At 62.9% G+C, this 19,172-nt stretch carries 18 protein-coding genes, 1 tRNA gene and 1 pseudogene; 10 read left to right on the forward strand and 10 right to left on the reverse strand.

Annotated features, from left to right (window positions below; translation table 11 throughout):
• The first annotated feature begins 3 nt into the window (after nucleotides 1-3).
• The 6 genes from ACMA5I_RS00305 to ACMA5I_RS00330 all read left to right on the forward strand — a co-directional run bounded on the left by ACMA5I_RS00305 (nucleotide 4) and on the right by ACMA5I_RS00330 (nucleotide 5,522).
• Nucleotides 4-1,203, forward strand: a complete 1,200-nt coding sequence (locus ACMA5I_RS00305) for an NADH:ubiquinone reductase (Na(+)-transporting) subunit B (RefSeq protein WP_525884222.1) — start codon at nucleotides 4-6, stop codon at nucleotides 1,201-1,203.
• Nucleotides 1,196-2,032 carry a Na(+)-translocating NADH-quinone reductase subunit C gene (locus ACMA5I_RS00310; RefSeq protein ID WP_525884223.1) on the forward strand — a complete coding sequence of 279 codons (837 nt, stop codon included), beginning with the start codon at nucleotides 1,196-1,198 and terminating at the stop codon, nucleotides 2,030-2,032. The genes ACMA5I_RS00305 and ACMA5I_RS00310 overlap by 8 nt, the downstream gene beginning before the upstream one ends.
• A complete protein-coding gene (locus ACMA5I_RS00315) occupies nucleotides 2,032-2,685 on the forward strand; it encodes an NADH:ubiquinone reductase (Na(+)-transporting) subunit D (protein ID WP_525884224.1) in 654 nt (217 codons plus the stop codon). Before ACMA5I_RS00310 ends, ACMA5I_RS00315 begins: the two co-directional genes overlap by 1 nt.
• Complete coding sequence (nqrE, locus tag ACMA5I_RS00320) at nucleotides 2,685-3,293, forward strand: NADH:ubiquinone reductase (Na(+)-transporting) subunit E (protein ID WP_525884225.1); 609 nt, start codon at nucleotides 2,685-2,687, stop codon at nucleotides 3,291-3,293. The genes ACMA5I_RS00315 and nqrE overlap by 1 nt, the downstream gene beginning before the upstream one ends.
• Nucleotides 3,294-3,312: 19 nt before the next feature.
• Nucleotides 3,313-4,536 carry an NADH:ubiquinone reductase (Na(+)-transporting) subunit F gene (gene nqrF, locus ACMA5I_RS00325; RefSeq protein WP_525884226.1) on the forward strand — a complete coding sequence of 408 codons (1,224 nt, stop codon included), beginning with the start codon at nucleotides 3,313-3,315 and terminating at the stop codon, nucleotides 4,534-4,536.
• A gap of 128 nt (nucleotides 4,537-4,664) precedes the next feature.
• The gene (locus ACMA5I_RS00330) at nucleotides 4,665-5,522 is read left to right on the forward strand and encodes a hypothetical protein (protein WP_525884227.1); all 858 of its coding nucleotides are present in this window, start codon (nucleotides 4,665-4,667) and stop codon (nucleotides 5,520-5,522) included.
• Here ACMA5I_RS00330 and ACMA5I_RS00335 read toward each other — a convergent pair.
• The 9 genes and pseudogenes from ACMA5I_RS00335 to ACMA5I_RS00375 form a co-directional block, all read right to left on the reverse strand.
• A complete protein-coding gene (locus tag ACMA5I_RS00335) occupies nucleotides 5,519-5,899 on the reverse strand; it encodes a hypothetical protein (protein ID WP_525884228.1) in 381 nt (126 codons plus the stop codon). The two genes, ACMA5I_RS00330 and ACMA5I_RS00335, sit on opposite strands and share 4 nt — an antisense overlap.
• 20 nt (nucleotides 5,900-5,919) lie before the next feature.
• Nucleotides 5,920-6,015, reverse strand: a tRNA-Sec gene (locus tag ACMA5I_RS00340).
• Nucleotides 6,016-6,111: 96 nt separating this feature from the next.
• A pseudogene (gene selB, locus ACMA5I_RS00345) lies at nucleotides 6,112-7,923 on the reverse strand (selenocysteine-specific translation elongation factor); the annotation flags it as partial.
• On the reverse strand, nucleotides 7,920-9,296 hold the full coding sequence (gene selA, locus ACMA5I_RS00350) for an L-seryl-tRNA(Sec) selenium transferase (protein ID WP_525884229.1): 1,377 nt from the start codon (nucleotides 9,294-9,296) through the stop codon (nucleotides 7,920-7,922). The gene selA and the pseudogene selB, both read right to left, overlap by 4 nt.
• Nucleotides 9,296-10,210 carry a formate dehydrogenase accessory protein FdhE gene (gene fdhE, locus ACMA5I_RS00355; protein WP_525884230.1) on the reverse strand — a complete coding sequence of 305 codons (915 nt, stop codon included), beginning with the start codon at nucleotides 10,208-10,210 and terminating at the stop codon, nucleotides 9,296-9,298. The genes selA and fdhE overlap by 1 nt, the downstream gene beginning before the upstream one ends.
• 52 nt (nucleotides 10,211-10,262) lie before the next feature.
• Nucleotides 10,263-10,952 (reverse strand): formate dehydrogenase subunit gamma, encoded by a 690-nt coding sequence (locus ACMA5I_RS00360; protein ID WP_525884231.1) that lies wholly within the window; start codon nucleotides 10,950-10,952, stop codon nucleotides 10,263-10,265.
• Entirely contained in the window at nucleotides 10,952-11,935 is a 984-nt protein-coding gene (gene fdxH / locus ACMA5I_RS00365) for a formate dehydrogenase subunit beta (protein ID WP_525884232.1), read from the reverse strand. The genes ACMA5I_RS00360 and fdxH overlap by 1 nt, the downstream gene beginning before the upstream one ends.
• Complete coding sequence (gene fdnG / locus ACMA5I_RS00370; RefSeq protein WP_525884233.1) at nucleotides 11,932-14,361, reverse strand: formate dehydrogenase-N subunit alpha; 2,430 nt, start codon at nucleotides 14,359-14,361, stop codon at nucleotides 11,932-11,934. Before fdnG ends, fdxH begins: the two co-directional genes overlap by 4 nt.
• 12 nt (nucleotides 14,362-14,373) lie before the next feature.
• Nucleotides 14,374-14,973: a twin-arginine translocation signal domain-containing protein gene (locus ACMA5I_RS00375; RefSeq protein ID WP_525884234.1), complete on the reverse strand. Its 600-nt coding sequence runs from the start codon at nucleotides 14,971-14,973 to the stop codon at nucleotides 14,374-14,376.
• Between the two features lie 162 nt (nucleotides 14,974-15,135).
• Here ACMA5I_RS00375 and ACMA5I_RS00380 point away from each other — a divergent pair, with 162 nt between their 5' ends.
• From ACMA5I_RS00380 to ACMA5I_RS00395, 4 genes are read left to right on the forward strand one after another with little or no spacing between them, the layout of a single operon-like run.
• Nucleotides 15,136-15,258: a hypothetical protein gene (locus ACMA5I_RS00380; protein ID WP_525884235.1), complete on the forward strand. Its 123-nt coding sequence runs from the start codon at nucleotides 15,136-15,138 to the stop codon at nucleotides 15,256-15,258.
• 31 nt (nucleotides 15,259-15,289) lie between these two features.
• Entirely contained in the window at nucleotides 15,290-16,156 is an 867-nt protein-coding gene (locus ACMA5I_RS00385) for a putative selenate ABC transporter substrate-binding protein (RefSeq protein ID WP_525884236.1), read from the forward strand.
• 3 nt (nucleotides 16,157-16,159) lie between these two features.
• The gene (locus tag ACMA5I_RS00390; RefSeq protein ID WP_525884237.1) at nucleotides 16,160-16,816 is read left to right on the forward strand and encodes an ATP-binding cassette domain-containing protein; all 657 of its coding nucleotides are present in this window, start codon (nucleotides 16,160-16,162) and stop codon (nucleotides 16,814-16,816) included.
• The gene (locus ACMA5I_RS00395) at nucleotides 16,806-18,317 is read left to right on the forward strand and encodes a PhnE/PtxC family ABC transporter permease (protein WP_525884238.1); all 1,512 of its coding nucleotides are present in this window, start codon (nucleotides 16,806-16,808) and stop codon (nucleotides 18,315-18,317) included. Before ACMA5I_RS00390 ends, ACMA5I_RS00395 begins: the two co-directional genes overlap by 11 nt.
• Here the strand turns inward: ACMA5I_RS00395 and ACMA5I_RS00400 are convergent.
• On the reverse strand, nucleotides 18,314-19,165 hold the full coding sequence (locus tag ACMA5I_RS00400) for a universal stress protein (RefSeq protein WP_525884239.1): 852 nt from the start codon (nucleotides 19,163-19,165) through the stop codon (nucleotides 18,314-18,316). The two genes, ACMA5I_RS00395 and ACMA5I_RS00400, sit on opposite strands and share 4 nt — an antisense overlap.
• Nucleotides 19,166-19,172: the final 7 nt, after the last annotated feature.

The raw sequence follows: 19,172 nt of genomic DNA on the forward strand, positions 1-19,172 counted from the left end.
GCCGTGGGTCTGCGCAGTTTCTTCGACCGTATCGAGCCGCAATTCCTCGCGGGCGGCCGCTACGAGAAATACTTCCCCGTCTACGAGATGGTGGAAAGTTTCATCTACACGCCGAAAACGGTCACGACCGTCGCACCCCATGCCCGCTCCTATATCGATATGAAGCGGATCATGACCTATGTGGTCATCGCGACAATCCCGGCGATCCTCTTTGGCCTCTACAAGACCGGCCTGCAAACCAACCTCGCGATTGCCGAATATGGCGCATCGGGCTGGCGTGCGGGTCTCATCGAAGCGCTCGGGATCGGGTTCAACCCCGGCAACCCGATTGCCAATATGTTGCACGGGCTGCTGTATTTCCTGCCCATCTACATCACGACGCTGGTCGCAGGCGGTATTTTCGAAGTGATCTTCGCCGTGGTGCGCAAGCATGAGGTGAACGAAGGTTTCCTCGTGACCTCCATGCTGTACACGCTGATCATGCCCGCGACCGCGCCGCTCTGGCAGGTCGCGCTCGGCATCATCTTCGGGGTGGTCATCGGCAAGGAAGTCTTTGGCGGCACGGGGAAAAACTTCCTCAACCCGGCGCTTGTCGGCCGTGCCTTCCTCTATTTCGCCTATCCCGCGCAAATGTCCGGCGACACGATCTGGACCCCGGTGGACGGCTTCTCCGGGGCCACCGCGCTGGCCGTGAGCGCCAGTGACGGCTTCGGCGCGCTCTCGGAATATGGCGTGACGTGGATGGATGCGTTTATCGGCACGATTCAGGGCTGTATCGGCGAGACCTCGACCCTCGCCTGCCTGATCGGCCTCGCCTTCCTGCTGGTCACGAAAATCGCCAACTGGCGGCTGGTGGTTGGCTGTCTCGTCGGCATGATCGCCTTCTCGACCCTGCTCAACATCATCGGCTCGGACAGCAACCCGATGTTCGCGATGCCGTGGTATTGGCACCTCGTCGTTGGCGGCTATGCGTTCGGCCTCGTCTTCATGGTGACGGAGCCGGTCTCGGCGTCGCACACGAACACAGGCCGGTTCATCTATGGCGGTCTGATCGGCTTCATGGTGGTGATGATCCGTGTCATCAACCCGGCTTTCCCGGAAGGCATGATGCTCGCGATCCTCTTCGGGAACGTCTTTGCGCCGCTGATCGACTATTTCGTCGTGCAGGCGAACATCAAACGGAGGGCCAAGCGTAATGCCTGAAGTGAATGATCAAAACGACCAGCAGGAGCAGGCGCAGGAGAAAGGGTTCTTTGCCCGCTTCCGTGACATGCCCTCGGACTCGGTGCCGAAAACCGTGTTTGTCGCCGTCTCACTCTGCCTTGTCGCCTCGATGATCGTGTCGGCGGCGGCGGTCTCGCTGCGCCCTGTGCAGCAGGCCAACAGCCAGCGCGACCGTCAGGCAAACGTTCTCGAAGTCGCCGGCGTTTACGAAGAAGGCATGGACGTCGCCGCGGCGTTTCAGGATTTCGAGGCCCATGTGCTGGATCTCGATACCGGCGAGTTCACTGACCAGTATGAGCCTGAAGAGTTCGAAGATCTGGCCGGCGCAGGTGATCCCGCACTGGTCCGCGCGCTTGATGAAGACCCCGCCGGGCTTGGCGGCGAGCAGCAATATTATCAGATGATTTACCTGCTGCGCGATGAGAACGGCGATCTCGACAAGGTGGTGCTGCCGATTGAAGGCTATGGACTTTGGTCCACGCTTTACGGTTTCATTGCTGTCGAAGAGAACGGCAACGATATTTACGGCCTGCAGTTCTATCAGCATGGCGAGACCCCCGGTCTCGGCGCTGAGGTGGACAATCCGCGCTGGAAGGCGCTTTGGAACGGCAAGAAGCTGCGAGACGAGAATGGCGAGCTTCAGATCACCGTCGCCAAATCGCCGCCCGCCGCAGGCCGCGACTATTATATCGACGCGCTGGCCGGGGCGACCCTGACCTCGCGCGGTGTCGACAACCTGGTGCGCTTCTGGATGGGCGAAAACGGCTACGGCCCCTTCCTTGAGCGGCTGAAGGCAGGAGAAATCTGATGGCACAGACTTATCGTTCGCAGCTTGTCGATCCCTTGGTCGATAACAACCCGATCACGTTGCAGGTCCTCGGGATCTGTTCCGCGCTTGCTGTGACCTCATCGCTCAAGGTCTCGATGGTGATGGCCATCGCGGTGACCTTCGTGACGGCATTCTCCTCGATGTTCATCTCAATGCTGCGCAACCATATCCCCGGCTCGATCCGGATTATCGTGCAGATGGTGATCATCGCCTCGCTCGTGATCCTCGTCGATCAGGTGCTGAAGGCCTATGCTTATGAGATCTCGAAGACTCTGTCGGTGTTCGTGGGTCTCATCATCACCAACTGCATTGTGATGGGCCGCGCCGAAGCCTTCGCCATGAGCAACCCGCCCGCCGCCAGCTTTATCGACGGCGTGGGCAACGGGCTTGGCTATGGCCTGATCCTGATGATCGTCGGCTTCATCCGCGAGCTCTTCGGCTCCGGCTCGATCTTCGGCATCACGGTGATGGAAACCGTGAACAATGGCGGCTGGTACGTCCCGAACGGTCTCTTGCTGCTGCCGCCCTCGGCCTTCTTCGTGATCGGCCTCCTGATCTGGGCCTTCCGCACATGGAAGCCTGCACAGGTCGAAGAGCGTGAGTTCAAGATCCAGACGGTGGAGGCGCACTGATGGAAGGGCTTGTCTCCCTCGCCGTAAAGGCGATCTTCGTTGAAAACCTCGCGCTGTCCTTCTTCCTCGGCATGTGTACCTTCATCGCCGTGTCGAAAAAGATCTCGACGGCGATTGGCCTCGGCATCTCCGTGATGATCGTGCAGGCGATCACCGTGCCAGCGAACAACCTGATCCTGAACTACCTGCTCGCGCCGGGCGCGCTCTCATGGGCCGGGTTCAACGATGTGGACCTCACTTTCCTCGGCCTCATCTCCTATATCGGGGTGATCGCCGCGCTGGTGCAGATCCTCGAAATGGTGCTCGATAAGTATTTCCCGCCGCTCTACAACGCGCTTGGCGTGTTCCTGCCGCTGATCACGGTGAACTGCGCGATCCTCGGTGGCTCGCTCTTCATGGTGGAGCGCGGCTATAATTTCGCCGAGGCCGCAACATACGGCCTGTCCTCCGGCTTCGGCTGGGCGCTGGCGATCACGGCCATGGCGGGCGTGCGCGAGAAACTGAAATATTCCGATATTCCCGATGGCCTTCAGGGCCTAGGCATCACTTTCATCTCCGCAGGACTGATGGCCATGGCCTTCATGTCCTTCAGCGGCGTGAATCTCTGAGGCGGAGGGACAGCAAGCTATGCAAACATTCGGCCTTGGCGTCATTCTGTTCACCCTGATCGTGATCGCGCTTGTGACCATCATTCTGGTCGCGCGCTCCCGTCTGGTGGCACAGGGCAACGTCAACATCACCATCAATGGCGAGAAAACCGTCTCCGTTCCAGCGGGCGGCAAACTCTTGCAAACCCTCGCGGCGCAGAAGCTCTTCGTGCCTTCGGCTTGCGGCGGCGGCGGCACCTGCGCGCAATGCCGGGTTCGCGTCCATTCGGGCGGCGGGTCGATCCTGCCGACCGAGGAAAGCCACATCACCAAGCGCGAAGCCTCCTGCGGCGACCGCCTATCCTGTCAGGTCGCGGTCAAGCAGGACATGGAGATCGAGGTTCCCGAAGAGGTCTTCGGCGTCAAGAAGTGGGAATGCGAAGTCATTTCCAACGAAAACGTCGCGACCTTCATCAAGGCGCTGGTGCTGAAACTGCCGGAAGGCGAGGATGTGAAGTTCCGCGCCGGTGGCTACATTCAGATCGAAGCGCCTGCGCACAAGCTCTCCTACAAGGATTTCGATGTGGAGGAGGAGTATCGCGAGGATTGGGACAAGTTCAATCTCTGGCAATATGAGTCCACCGTGGCCGAGCCGATTGAACGCGCCTATTCCATGGCGAACTACCCCGAGGAGAAGGGCATCATCATGCTCAACGTCCGCGTGGCTTCGCCGCCGCCGGGCTCGACCGGCATCCCGCCGGGGCAGATGTCGTCCTATATCTTCAACCTCAAACCGGGCGACAAAGTCACTATTTCCGGCCCGTTCGGCGAATTCTTCGCCCGCGAAACCGAAAAGGAAATGATCTTCGTTGGCGGCGGTGCGGGTATGGCGCCGATGCGCAGCCACATCTTCGACCAGCTCAAACGCCTTGAGAACCGCGATCGGAAGATCACCTTCTGGTATGGCGCGCGCTCCAAGCGCGAGATGTTCTTCGTCGAGGATTTCGACGAGCTGGCCAAGGAATTCCCGAATTTCACCTGGCATGTCGCGCTCTCGGACGCGCTGCCGGACGACAATTGGGACGGCTATACGGGCTTCATCCACAACGTCCTTTACGATGAATATCTCAAGGACCACCCGAACCCCGAAGACTGCGAATATTACATGTGCGGTCCGCCCATCATGAACCAGTCCGTGATCAACATGCTCCTCGATTTGGGCGTGGATCGCGAAGACATCATGCTCGACGATTTCGGCGGGTAAGAGCAAAGGAAGGGCCGGGGATCTCCCGGCCTTTCTCTTTTGCGCGGCGAACGCATCTTGGTGAGCGGTTGGGGAGCGCGCCGAAATATCTGGAAATTGGTTAACAATCGCCCCATGCTGGAGAAAACATGATCCAGCCAACAGGTGTTCCTATGCCAGATCGCATCTTCCCGACCCGCGCTTTCGCGCTCACCGCCGCGCTGACAGCGCTGCTCGCCGTCCCCGGTTTCGCTCAAGACACCGACACGGCCGAGCCGCCCGCGGTTGAAGAGAGCATGGAGACCACCGAAGCGCCCGCGCCGGAGAGCGCGGATGCGGATGCGGCAGAGTCGGAATCGATGGATATGGCGGATGATAGTGCTGCTTCCGATGAGACCGCGCCGACCGACGAAGCGGAGGCAACCGAGCCTGCCAGCGCGCCGGAAGCGGAGGCCCCAGACAGCACCGATGCAGCGTCCTCCTCCGACGCGATGGATGAGCCTGACGCAGTTGAGGCAGAAAGCACGGCTCCCGAGGCGTCCGATGCAACGAGCGAAGAGGCGGCGGAGCCTGCCGAGTCCACAGAGACCGCCCCTGCTGACGACGCTTCAGACGACGCCGCACCAGCCGATGACAGCGCCGAAACAGCCCCCCCCGCACCGGACAGCGCGGACGCGCCGACGAATGACGCCGCCGATGTGCCGACTGCGGATCAGACGACCGATGAGCAGGCCAACGCCGAGAACGACTCCACCGAGGACGAATGTGTGGACCCGGCGTCCCAAGCCGAAGCGGCCACATCGGACAGCGCGGAGGTGAGCGGCGAGCAGGAGGACAGCACGGGTTGGAGCGGCGCAACGGGCGGCTCGCGTCCCGGCACGAACCCGCAGGGCGCTGTGCGCGAGTCGACGACATGGCACGCCCCTACGGCGCGCGGTCTCGACCTTCAGGGCCGGGCCGAAGCGACCATCGAGTCCACTGACGCGACCCCTACCGCGGACTGTTAATTGAGAATGGGCGGCTGCGGCTCGGCATCGTCGAGCCGCAGGGTCAACCCGTCGCGATTGAAGAAGTCGCCGTCCCGGATCAGCGTGCGGTCGCCATGAAGCGCCCGCATCAATTCGCCAAGCCGCTTCTGCGCGATCTCGTCTTTCACCAGACCCTCACGGCCCGCGCGATAGAGCACCGCCCCGGTCCATGGCGCGCCCGAGCCGTCGAGATAGCCCTTGAGATCGGCCCAATTCATCTCATCGCCAATCACATGCAGATGCGCGGATTTCAGCAGATCAATCCGCCCGTCCTCTGCCGCCACCAGCACGATCAGCATGGTAAAGCCGCCGGTCTCCGCAAAGGTCTGTGCCAGCCAGCTGTCGAAATCGGTCATGTGCGGCCTTTCGGAGAATCTGGCGGAAGGGAATGGGAGTCGAACCCACCCAGGACAGTCTCGCTGCCCCAACCGGATTTGAAGTCCGGCCGCCCCACCGGGGACGATTCCCTTCCAATGTCGCCGAACTGGTCGACCCTATGCGGATTGATGCGACGTAAATCGCCGCGACGCAAGGTGACACCCATTCGGTCGAAAAAATCAAGAATTTCAATGGCGACTTTGCGGCCATTCATCACGCGGTCGCGAAAGGCGGGCGCGGTGAACCAGCCATCCTCGCTCGCCGCCGCCACATCGCAGATGATCGCGACCATTTCGCGCGTCACGGGACGGGCGAAGAAATGGTCCTTGGCGATCTGATCGGCGCGCCCGAGCTTCTGCGCGAGTTTCATGACCCGGCGCACTTCGCGCTCGTCGATCCCGAATTCATTGGCAAAATCGCGGACGCGCGGCGGGCGGAAGCGCGTCTCGCCTTTGAGGGCAGGCGCGATGCGATCCCACAGCGCTCCGTCCTCGGGCGATAGTCGCACCTCATGGCCCGGAAGCCGCACGAAAGCCCCATCGAGAACCGCGCGGCCCGCCGCCGCTTCGCTATGCAGAAAGGCGAGGAAATCCGGTTTGGAGAGGCGCGGCGTGAGGGAAATCCGCAGTTTCTCGCGCCCAAGGCCCGCAAGGTCCGGATTGTCCTCATGGAAGGCGGTCAGCGTCTCGGTGAGGCCGATTTTCAGCGCTTCGGCTTGCGTGCCCGAAAGCGCGGCGCCGCCGATTTGCGTGGCGTTGGCATTTTCGACAAGAGTCGGAACGGCATCCATCAACAGCCCCCGATCCCGCGCAAACCCCGCCAAATTCACCGGTTGAATCTCCGCCATCGCCGCGAGCGCTTGCGCCGGATCATCCTCCTGTGCGGCTGTCAGCAGGGCCATCCGCTGCTCGGTCCTTCGCTTCCGACCCGGTGCGCGGAGATCGAGAAACGCGCCGCCGCCGATGGTGCGGATCGCGGAGACATCGCGCAGGATGAAGCGGTCATGAACCGTCGCGGCAATCGGTTTGTCGAGCACCAGTTGCACGAACCCGGTTTCACCCGGCGCAACCGGATCGCCGAGCGGCACAATCCGCGCGTCGACCGCGACGGCGTGGCTATGGAGGCGCGCTGGAAACCATGTGCCAATCGGCGCGGGTTCATGGGGCAGGACGGTCAGGAGGGCGTCGATCCGATCCGTCGGGGCGTGAAGGTCCGCCGAAAGCACCATGTCGCCGCGATGAAGCGCGTCCTTGGTGATCCCGTCGCCCGCCAGATTGAGCGCGCAGCGCTGTCCGGCGCGGGCGGTTTCGGAGGGGCGGTTCTGCGCGTGGATCCCGCGGATCCGCGCCGTCATCCCGGTTGGGCTGATCGTGACCTGATCGCCAATATTCACCTCGCCCGCAATCGCCATGCCGGTCACGACCGTTCCCGTCCCGGCCAGCGTAAAACTGCGGTCAACGGCGAGGCGGAACGGCCCTTCTTGCGCGGCTCGTGCGGCGGTCTCGGTTTCGGCGTCGATGAGCGCCGCACGGAGCGCGTCGATCCCGTCGCCGGTCATCGCGGAAACGGGAAGGATCGGCGCGCCGTTGAGACTGGTCCTAGCCAGTGCCGTTTCTATCTGCTGCGTTACCGCCTCCAGCCCGGCGCGGTCCGCCAGATCCGCCTTGGTCAGCGCCACGATTCCGCGCGAAATTCCGAGCAGATCGAGGATCGCCAGATGCTCGCGGGTCTGCGGCATCACGCCATCGTCGGCCGCGACGACGAGCAGCGCGAAATCGATCCCGCCCGCGCCCGCCAGCATGGTGTGGATCAGCTTCTCATGGCCCGGCACATCGACGAAACCGGTGATCGTGCCGCCGCCCAAATCGGTGTAGGCGAAGCCGAGATCAATGGTGATCCCGCGCGCCTTCTCTTCGGCCAGACGGTCCGCATCGGTGCCGGTCAACGCTTTAACGAGCGCTGTTTTCCCGTGATCGATATGGCCCGCCGTGCCGACAATCATAGATCGGCCAAGGCGTTCAGCAGGGTGTCGTCGTTTTGCAGGCAGCGCAGATCGAGGATCAGCGCGCCGTCATGAATGTGTCCGATGATCGGGCGGGGCAGGGCGCGGAGTTTTGCGGCGAGCCGGTCGGGCGCGTCGCCGCCCTCGCCGGTGAGGCGCAGGCCCGCGGAGGGGATGGTGTCCGTTGGCAGCGCGCCGGAGCCGATCTGGCTGGCACAGTCGCAGGGGGCGGCGGAGAAGCCGTGGGGGGTGAGCCTTGCGTCCACCTGCGGGGCGAGGCGGGTGGTTTGCTCGGCAATATCCGCTTGCGGGCGGGCGAGGAACCGCAGCGTCGGCAGGCGCTCGGCCAGACGGTCCGGGTCGCGATAGAGACGCAGGGTCGCTTCCAGCGCGGCGATGCGGATCTTGTCGAGCCGGACCGCGCGCTTCATCGGATTCTTGTTGATCGCTGCGATCAGATCGCGCCGCCCGACGACAAAACCCGCTTGCGGGCCGCCGAGCAGCTTGTCGCCCGAGAAGGTGATGAGATCCGCGCCCTCGGCGACCGCTTCGGCGACCGTCGGCTCGCGGCGCAGGCCCCAATGGGACAGGTCGACGAGCGATCCGGCCCCAAGATCGTTCAGGAGCGGCACGCCCGCCTTTTGCGCGATCCCGGAGAGTTCCGGCGCGGTGACTTCCTTGGTGAAGCCCTCGACGCGGTAATTCGACGTGTGGACCTTGAGAATGAGCCCCGTCTCGTCCGTCAGCGCGCTTTCATAATCGCGGGCATGGGTCCGGTTCGTGGTGCCCACCTCGACCAGCTTCACGCCCGCGCGGGCCATGATGTCCGGCATCCGAAACGCGCCGCCGATCTCGATGAGCTCGCCGCGCGAGACCAGCGCTTCACGGCCCGCGCCGAAGGTGTTGAGCGCGATCAGAACGGCGGCAGCGTTGTTGTTGACGATGGTGGCGTCTTCGGCCCCGGTCAGCTCGCAGAGCAGACCGCGCAGATGGTCGTCCCGCTGGCCGCGCCCGCCGGTGTCGAGGTTGAACTCCAGCGCGAGCGGGTTCGCCATCGCGTCGCGCGCGGCGCTGATGGCCTCGTCTGCCAGCAGCGCCCGGCCAAGATTGGTGTGCAGGACCGTGCCGGTCAGGTTGAGCAGCGGGCGGAGCTGCGATTGCGCCGCAGCGGCGAGATCTGCGGCGACGAGATGCGGGAGCTTTGCCGCCTCCACATCGCCCTCCGCTCCACCCCTGATCGCCTCCCGCGCGGCATCGAGCGCCACGCGCAACGCGGCGCGGACCTGCGCGCGGCCATGTTCAGCGATCAGCGTCTGTCCTTGGTGTGATTGCAGAAACTGATCGACGGAAGGGAGCGCCCGAAAGCCCTCCATCAATACCCCGCCAGATAGGGGTTCAGCCCGCCGCGCGCGAAGTCGGTGTCTTTCATCATCAGATCGAGCCCGAGGCTCGCCACATCATCGGCGACCGGGTCGAGGCTGGCGTTTTTCACCTGATAGAGGATCTTCACCCAATGATCGCATTCGGTGCAGACCTCGGCCTTGATGACGGCATCGCCGGTTTCGACCGAGCGGTAGCTGATACCCTTGGTCGAGCCGCAGCAGAGGCATTTCACCCGTACTTCGTTCCATTGGGTCGCGCAGCAGGTGCAGCTTACGTAACGGACGTTTTCGATCTCCTTCGCGCCGATGACGCTGGAGGTGACGGGACGTCCGCCGCAGCTTGGGCAGACGCCGGTTTTGATCGGCACGAGGTTGTCCACATCGAGGCTCGCGGCGAGACGGGCCATGTGAATCTGCACCGCCGCGGCGGCGAAGAGATGCGGGGCGGCGCTGTCTTCGGGGATGGTGTCGGACAGGATATTGCTGATCAGCCATTGCTGCTCATCGGCTTCCGCCGCTTGCACCGCCTTGAGAGCAATGCGCGCAGGCTCCGGCATGTCGAGCGCCTCGGCGGCGTCGCAAAACCGGCGGAGGGTGTCTTGCAATGCCGGATCTTTCGCGAGCGCTGTGCGGTCAATCGGGGGCAGGCGGCTCTCGCGCGCCATGGCGACACGCGCTTCGGAGACCGGCTCCGGCGCGGGCAGTTCCGCCGCCAGCTTGGCTTGCAGATCGCTGAGTGCGCCGAGAAAGGTCAGATAGCCGCCAAGCCGCTCGCTATGTTCGGCGAGAAAGGCAAAGCGCTTGGCCCGCGCTTCGAACAGCTCTTTGGGTTTGGGAAGAAAAGCCAGCGGCGCCTTGGGAACGCCGCCGATGACACCGGGATCCGGTTTCAGGTCAGTTGTCATATCGCCTCCAGGCCGACCGGCCATTGGATTGAGACCATGGGGTCGTTAACCTTTACTTTGGCGAACCTTCATGGCGGCGTCCAGCCAATTCCCTTAACCATTTGCGGTGGTGTTTCCAGGCCCAGCCTCCGGTGACATTGCCGTGTGTCATCGCCCGCAAGGTGCCGCGTGTCCAGAAGGCCGCGAACACATGGAGGATGAACACAAGGATAATCGCCACGGCGGCGAGTGCGTGCACGAGCGTCGCGACGCGCCGGGTCGGGATGGAGACGAGGTCGGGGAAGAACTGCTCCCACATCATGACCCCGGAGCCGATCAGCACAACGATCAGCACGGTCATGGCCCAGAAGATGAACTTCTGCCCGGCATTGTATTTGCCAAGCTCGGGGAGGTTTTCCTCGTTATCCTTGAGCAGCTCGTCGATATTGGCGACCCATTTGCGATCTTCCTTGCGCGGCAAATTGAGCTTCCACATCTGGATGAAGAGCAAAAAGAAGCTGAAGAACAGGATGACGCCGACGATGGGATGGAGCCACCGCGTCGTTTGCCCGCCGCCAAAGAGATTGGTCAGGAAGTAGAGCGACGGGGTGAAGAAGGCGAGGCCCGAGAGTGCGAGGATGATCAGCGAGAGCGCTGTCACCCAGTGATTCAGCCGGGTGATGCCACGATAGCGGCTCACCGTGACCGGATCGGTGCTTTCGATGTGATCGCCGCGCTCGGAATAGACGGTGGTTCTGGACATCAGACATCCTCCCGCTGCGGCGGCACATCGGACTCGACCAGACGCTCGGCCTGCTCTTCGTCATGCTGGTCCACCCGCAAGCCGCGTGAGAACACACCCATGGCGAAGGCGCCGACGGCGGCGATCCCCATGGCGGCGATCCCGGCGGTCTTGGTGACGCCCTTCCAGCCCTCGACAATCGGCGAGATGCGCGGATCATCCGGCAGCTTGCTGTAGATCGACGGTTTCTCGGCATGGGGGAGCACATACATGACATGCGTGCCGCCAACACCCGCCGGATCGTAGAGACCCGCCTTGTCGTAACCGCGGGAATTGAGATCCGCGATCCGCTCATTGGCGTGCTCGATCATGTCGTCCTTGGTGCCGAACACAATCGCCTGCGTCGGGCAAGCCTTGGCGCAGGCCGGGCCTTGGCCGACGGCCACGCGGTCCGAACAGAGCGTACATTTATAGCTCTTGTGATCGACCTTGCTGATGCGCGGAATGTCGAAAGGACAGCCCGTGACGCAATAGCCGCAGCCAATGCAGTTGTCGTGAATGAAGTCCACGATGCCATTTGTATATTGCACAATCGCGCCGGGGGCCGGGCAGGCTTTGAGACAGCCCGGATCCTCGCAATGCATACAGCCATCCTTGCGGATCAGCCATTCGAGATCTTCGGTCTCGGGGTTGATCCACTCGTCGAACCGCATGAGCGTGAACATTTCCGCCGTGAGATCGTGAGGGTTCTGATAGCTGCCCTCATTGGTTTCGATCTCGGGGTGGGTATCGTTCCACTCCACACAGGCCGACTGGCACGCCTTGCACCCGATACATTTGGAAATGTCGATCAGCTTGGCGACCTTGGTCAGCTCGCGCTCCGGCGCGGGCAGGTTGGGGGTGGCCGAGGCCCGCATCACATCGCTGGGAAGCAGGTTCGATTCCATCTGTTGAACGGGCGGGTTGGCGACCGCCGTGGTGGGTTGAGGTGCTCTATCACTCATGCGACCGGCTCCTCTGTTGAAGGTTCAATATTGACAAGGAAGGCCTTGAACTCCGGCGTTTCCACATTGGCGTCGCCGACGAAGGGCGTGAGGCTGTTCGGCCCCCAACCTTTCTTGGCCGCACCCTTGAAGCCCCAATGGAGCGGGATGCCGACCACATGGACCGTCTTGCCGTCGCAGGTCATCGGGCGGATCCGCCGTGTGACGACCGCTTTGGCCCAGACCTCGCCGCGCTTGCTCCAGACTCGGACACGGCCGCCATTGGAGATGCCTTTCTCCTCGGCCAACTCGACGCTGATCTCGACGAAGAATTCCGGCTGAAGCGACGCGTTAACGACGTTGTGCTTCGTCCAATAGTGGAAATGCTCGGTCAGGCGATAGGACGTCGCCACGAAGGGGAACTCATCGCTAGTCGCGAATTGCTCCGCATCGCCGACAAAGACCCGGCTGACCGGATTGCCACGCATCTTCGGATTGAGGACGTTGGCGACCGGTGTTTCAAACGGTTCCATATGCGTCGGGAACGGGCCGTCGCGCATCATGCCGCGGGTGAAGAGACGCGAGGTCCCTTCCGGGTTCATGATGAACGGGCCGACCTCTTCGGGCCGCGCGGTGGGCGAGATGTCGGGGACATCGGGGCCTTCCCAGCGGCTGCCATTCCAAGCGATTAGGCTGCGATCGGGATCCCAGGGGTTGCCCTGAAGATCGGCCGAAGCGCGATTGTAGAGGATCCGCCGGTTGACCGGCCAGGAGAACGACCAGTTCTGGTGAACCCCGAGACCGCTCGGATCGCTGTTGTCCCGGCGGGCCATGTTATTGCCCTCCTGATTCCAGCAGCCCGAATAGATCCAGCAGCCACACATGGTCGATCCGTCATCGGCCAGCTCGGTGAAGTTCGTCACCTGCTCGCCGCTGGCGATCACCTTGCCGTTGAGCTCTTTGGCGAGCTCTTCGGGCAGGGGCTCCATCGGGTCCTCATACTCCCATTGCAGGTTGAGTATCGGGTCGGGGAACACCCCACCTTCTTCCTCATAAAGCTTGCGCACCCGCTGGAAGATATTCGCCATGATCCAGGTGTCATGCTTGGCTTCGCCCGGCGGGGTTGCGCCCGGCCAGTGCCACTGCATCCAGCGCCCGGAATTGACCAGCGCGCCTTCGTCTTCCGCAAAACAGGTCGTCGGAAGCTCCAGAACCTCGGTCTGGATCGACGCACTGTCCACATCATTGTGGATGCCGTGGTTCTCCCAGAAATGCGAGGTCTCGGTCGTCAGCGGATCCATGACGACCAGCAGCTTGAGCTTGCTCAAGGCTTCGGTCAGCTTGCCCCGGTTGGGGAAGCTGAGAAGCGGGTTGAACCCCTGGCAGAAGTAGAGATTGATCCGCCCGTGGTTCATCAGCTCGAACATGCGCAGGACGTCATAGGTCGGCACATCCAGTTTCGGCAGGTAGTTATAGGCCCAGTTGGTCTCGGCGCTGGCGGCATCGCCCCACATCGCCTTCATGAAACTGACCATGAACTTGGGATAGTTCTGCCAATAGCTCGTCTGGTTCGGACGCAGCGGCGTGAACTGACGGGAGGAGATATAGGTCTCCCAATCCGCTTCCGCCTCTGTCGGGATGTTGAGATACCCCGGAATGAGGTTCGACATCAGCCCGATATCGGTCAGACCCTGAATATTGGAGTGCCCACGCAGCGCGTTCATCCCGCCGCCCGGCATCCCGATATTGCCCAGGATGAGCTGGATCATCGCCATGCCGCGGATGTTCTGCGCCCCTTTGGAGTGCTGCGTCCATCCGAGCGCATACATCGAGGTCATGACCTTGTCCGGCGCGCTGCACTCCCCGATCATCTGACAGATGGCGAGGAATTTGTCCTTCGGCGTGCCGCAGACATTCTCGACAAAGTCCGGCGTGTAGACATCGACATGGTCCTTCAGGAGGTTCCAGACACAGCGCGGGTCTTCGAGGCTCATATCGACCTGCGCGTAGCCTTCCTCGTCCATCTGGTATTCCCAGCTCGACTTGTCGTAATCGCGTTTCTCTTCGTCATAGCCGGTGAATAGGCCTTCGCTCCAACCAAACTCCTCGCTTACCAGGAAAGGCGCGTTGGTAAAGTTGGTGACATATTCCCGGTTCACCTTGTCATTTTCGATCAGCCAACGGATCACGCCCATCAGGAAGCTGATGTCGGTGCCCGGACGGATCGGGGAATAATAGTCGGAAACCGCAGCGGTCCGGTTATAGCGCGGATCCACAACGATCAGCTTCGCACCGCGATGGTGCTTGGCTTCCGTTACCCATTTGAAGCCGCACGGATGCGCTTCAGCGGCATTGCCGCCCATCACAATCACCAGATCGGTGTTGTTGATGTCGGTCCAGGAGTTCGTCATCGCTCCGCGGCCAAAAGTCGGGCCCAAACTGGACACCGTGGGGCCGTGTCAAACGCGCGCCTGGTTATCGAATCCTACAATCCCCATGGAGCGGACCGCTTTATAGGTCAGCCATGCGGTTTCATTGGTCGTGGCCGAAGCGGCGAGGAAGCCTGCCGTCGTCCAGCGATTGACCTCGACGCCATCTTCGTTGAAGCGCACGAGGTTCTCGTCACGGTCGTCCTTCATGTAACGGGCGATCTTGTCGAGCGCCTCATCCCAAGAGATTTCCTCGAACTCGCTCGATCCCGCCGCGCGGTAGCGCGGCACGGTCAGACGGGTCGGGGCCTTCACGAAATCCTTGAGCGCCGCGCCTTTGGGGCAGAGCGTCCCGCGGTTCGTCGGGTGATCCGAGTCGCCTTCGATATGCAGCAGCTCGGCGGTCTCGCCTGCTTTCACATCGCCATCGGAATACATGATGATGCCGCACGCCACGGAGCAATACGGACAGGTGTTACGTGTTTCGGTCGTTGTGGCCAGCTTGAACGCGCGCACATGCGCCTGCTCCGCTGCCTCTGCTTCGCCGAAGCCCATGGCCCCGAGCGAGGTTGCCGCAACTCCCGCACCGGCCAGCTTCAAAAAGCTGCGGCGTGAGAGGTCGATATTCATGAGAGCCTCCTCATTTTGCCTCTTCCAAATGGATTAGGTACAAATTTATATTGTGTGGGAGAAACGCTCAGGTCAATAAAAATGACGTTTCAATGTGTTAGCAGGTGCAGCATAGGCGAGACGGCGCTTGCGGCCTTGTCGCGGCGGTTTGCATGGCTATGATTGCAGTTAGGCAAACCGATGCGCCGGGCGCGCTCGGGTCTGGCGGCTTACGGGTCGCTGTCTCTCCATTCGGGGTTTGCCGGGGCGCAGGCGAGGGCGGCAAAAGTGCCGTCCGCCGCGTAACCCGGACCCTTAACCCCATTTCGGAGGCGTTATGCCTATTCTGACCCGTCTCACCTTGTTTGCCCTCTTCGTCGCTGCCGGTCTCGGCAGTGCCGCCGCGCAGGACACGCTCTATTTCTCCGCCATTCCCGATGAGGACGAAACCCGCCTTGTCGAGCGCTTCACCAAGGTTGCGGATTATCTGTCGGCGGAACTTGGCGTACCCGTCGCCTTCGTCCCGGTGAAATCCTATCCCGCCGCCGTCACCGCCTTCCGCAACGATCAGGTCCAACTGGCGTGGTTTGGCGGTCTTTCGGGTGTGCAGGCCCGGCTCGCCGTGCCCGAGGCCCGCGCGATTGCCCAAGGGGCGGAGGATGAAACTTTCGTGACCTATTTCATCGCCAACACTGAAACCGGGTTGGAGCCGTCGGACACGTTCCCCGAAGCGGCGCGTGGCATGAGCTTCACTTTCGGCGCGAAAACCTCAACCTCGGGCCGGCTCATGCCGGAGCATCACATCCGTGCAGCAACCGGCGAAGCGCCCGAAGAGTTCTTCAGCCGCGTTGGGTTTTCCGGCGATCACAGCCAGACCTTGCGGCTTGTCGCCTCCGGCGCGTGGCAGGTCGGCGCGCTGAATTTCGCCGTTTATGATCAGGCCGTCGCCGATGGGGCGCCCGAGGTGGAGACCGCTCAGATCATCTGGCAGACTCCGCCTTATCCCGACTACAACTGGACCATTCGCGGCGATGTCGATGCCCGCTGGGGCGAGGGCTTTGCCGACAAGGTGCAGGCGGCGATCATCGGGATGGACGATGCGGACCTGCTCGCGGCCTTCCCGCGCAGTGCCTTCATCGAGGCGACCAATGAGGATTATGCCCCCATCGAGACCGTCGCGCGGGATCTCGATCTGCTGGAGTAAGCCTTGCAACTGCTGACCAATGCAGATCTCGGCTACGGCGCCGCGCCGGTGTTGCGCGGCGTCGATCTGTCGGTCGCGCCCGGCGAGCGGCTGGCGCTGCTGGGCCGAAGCGGCGCGGGCAAATCGACCCTGCTGACCGCGCTCCGGGACGCGCTTCTGGCGCGGGGCCTCCGGGTGGCGCTGGTGCCACAAGATCACGCGCTGGTCCCGCAGCTCTCCGCGCTGCTCAATGTGCTGATGGGGCGGCTCGATGATCACAGCGCGGTCTATAATCTGCGCACCCTTATCCGCCCGCGCCGCGCGGACCGGGAGGCGGCGCTGGAGATTTTGGCGGAGGTTGGCCTAACGCCCGAGGCGGATCGCGCGGTTGAAAGCCTTTCTGGCGGCCAGAAACAGCGGGTTGCGCTGGCCCGCGCGCTTTATCGCGGCGGCGATGTATTGGTAGGAGACGAGCCGCTGTCTGCCGTCGATCCGGCGCAGGCGGCGGCGCTCGCGGACCTGCTTAAAACGCGGTTCAAAACAGCGATCCTCGCGCTCCATGACGTTGAGATTGCCGCAAGTTTCGCCACCCGACTGATCGGTCTCAAACAAGGCGAAATCGTCATGGACGCGCCCGCCAGCACGCCGCGCGCCGAGATCGAGACGCTTTATGCAAGCTGACCGCCTGTCGCGGCTGGGCGTCGTCGCCAGCTTCTGCGCCGTGGCGCTTCTTTGCCTGCCCTTTGCCGATGTCTCCACCGCAGGCCACAACCCTTGGGCGGCACTCGCGCGCATGGGGCAGGGGTTCCTCACCCCCGATTTCAGCGCCGTGGAACAGATCGCCCGCGCCACCGCGCTCACCGCCGCCTTCGCCATCGCGGGCGTGGCGCTGGGCGGCACGCTGGGCCTCATCATGGCGCCATTCTACCGCATCCGCGCGGTGCGTTGGCTCGCCATCGCGCTGCGCTCGGTGCATGAGCTGTTCTGGGCTCTGATGCTGATGCAGATCATGGGGATCAGCGTCGCCACGGGCGTCCTCGCCATCGCGCTGCCCTATGCCGGAATTTTCGCCAAAGTCCTCTCGGAAATCCTCGACGAAGCCGACCCGCGCCCCGCGAACTGGCTTGGCCCCAGCGTGGATGCGCTCACCCGGTTCCTCTGGGCCCGCGCCCCGCTCGCCCGCACGGAAATGGCGCAGTATGCACTCTACCGGCTGGAATGTGGCCTGCGCTCCTCCGCCGTGCTGGGCTTCATCGGCCTGCCAACGCTCGGCTTCCAACTCGACAGCTTTTTCAAACAGGGCGATTACAGCGCCGCCGGGGCGATCATGCTGGTCTATATTCTCATGATCGCGACCGTGCGGCTCTGGATGCGCCCGCGCCTCGCGCTCTTCTGGCTGGCGGCGGCGCTGATCATGCTGGCTCAGATCCAGACGCCGCCCATGGGCTCCGGCGCGCTCTGGCGTTTCCTCACCCAAGACATCATTCCCGCGCCGCTCCGGGCGGGCGATCCGGCGGCGCTCGGCCCGTGGCTCTGGGATCTCACCCGCTCCGCCATCCTGCCCGGCCTCTTCGTCACCATGATCGTGGCTCAGCTTGCCCTCGTGCTGACCGGCCTCGTCGCGTTTTTCGGTCAGGCGCTGGTCGTCCCGCGCGTCGCGGGCCGCTTCGGCGCGGTGGCGGGGCATATGCTGCTCGTCATCCTGCGCTCCTTCCCCGAATACATGCTGGCCTATCTGTTCCTGCAAGTCTTCGGCCCGTCCATGCTCCCGGCCATTCTGGCGCTTGGCCTCCATAACGGGGCGATTATCGCGCATCTTCTGGGCGGGCAGGCGCGGGCGCTGACTTTCCGCGCAGATGCGCCGACGGGGCTGACTCTCTGGGGATGGGAAATCGCGCCGCGCCTCTTCGGCTCCTTCGTCGCACTTTGTCTCTATCGTTGGGAAATCATGATCCGCGAAAGCGCGATCATGGGTATCCTCGGCATCGCGACCCTCGGCTTCTTCCTTGATGACGCCATCGCAGAACTGCGCCTCGACCGCGCCGTCATCATCCTGATTGCGACCGGTTTTGTGACGGTTCTGGTCGATGCCCTCTCGCGCCATCTGCGCGCCCGCCTTGGCGCGGCACAGCTACGCGCGCCGGGTCGCGGCGGCACCTTGCCCGAAGGCGCTCCGGCTTAGCGGACCAGCAGAACCGGGGTTTTGCAGACGCGGATCATCTCGGAGGTGGTGGAGCCGATCACCAGACTTCGGATCCGCGAATGGCCATACGCCCCCATGATCAGCAGATCGGCGCTGCCCGCATCCATGCGTTTGGCCAGCGCGCGCTCGGCGGTGTCGTCCACGGTTTCCACCTCAACACTGAGGCCCGCTTCCGCCAGCTTCGCCGCCGCCGCTTCGGTCGCCTTGCGTGTTTTCTCATCCGGCCGGGCGACCAAGAGATGGAGCCCGATCCCGGCAAAGAGCCCCGATGTGATCACATAATCCACAGCCTTCTGCGCCGTCTCGCCGCCGTCAAAGGCAATCACCGCCCGCTCAACCGGCGTGAAGGCGCGACTCGCGACCAGAACCGGCTTGGTGCTGGCCCGCACGATCCGCTCCAGATTGGACCCCAGATGCCCCTTGGCGAAATCCGCGCCTTCGCCGCGTTTGCCAATGACGATCAGATCGCCGGTGTCTTCCTTATCCGTCACCGTGTCGAGGATTTCGCCGCGGCGCAGGCGCGTCTCGACATCGCTTGCGCCCATCTCCTCAACAAGCGCCTTGGCATCCTCAAGGATCGCGCGGCCTTGCTCATGGGAGAGCTTGGCGCGGGTCTCGTCGAGTTCCGCCAGTTGCCCCAAGAGCCGCGAGCGCGCGCCGAGTTTGATCGCGCCGGAATAATCCTTGCGGTCATGGGCGGCATCGGGCGGGAGCACGTGGTAAATCTTTACCTTCGCGCCGGTCTTGCCCGCGAGCCAGCCCGAGAGGCGGCACACGCTTTCCGCGTAAACCGAACGGTCGATCAATGCGAGATAGGTCTGCGTCATGTCTGCC

This window comes from Jujubicoccus corallicola (genome assembly GCF_047345645.1).
In the GTDB taxonomy this organism is placed as follows: domain Bacteria; phylum Pseudomonadota; class Alphaproteobacteria; order Rhodobacterales; family Rhodobacteraceae; genus JBLEFH01.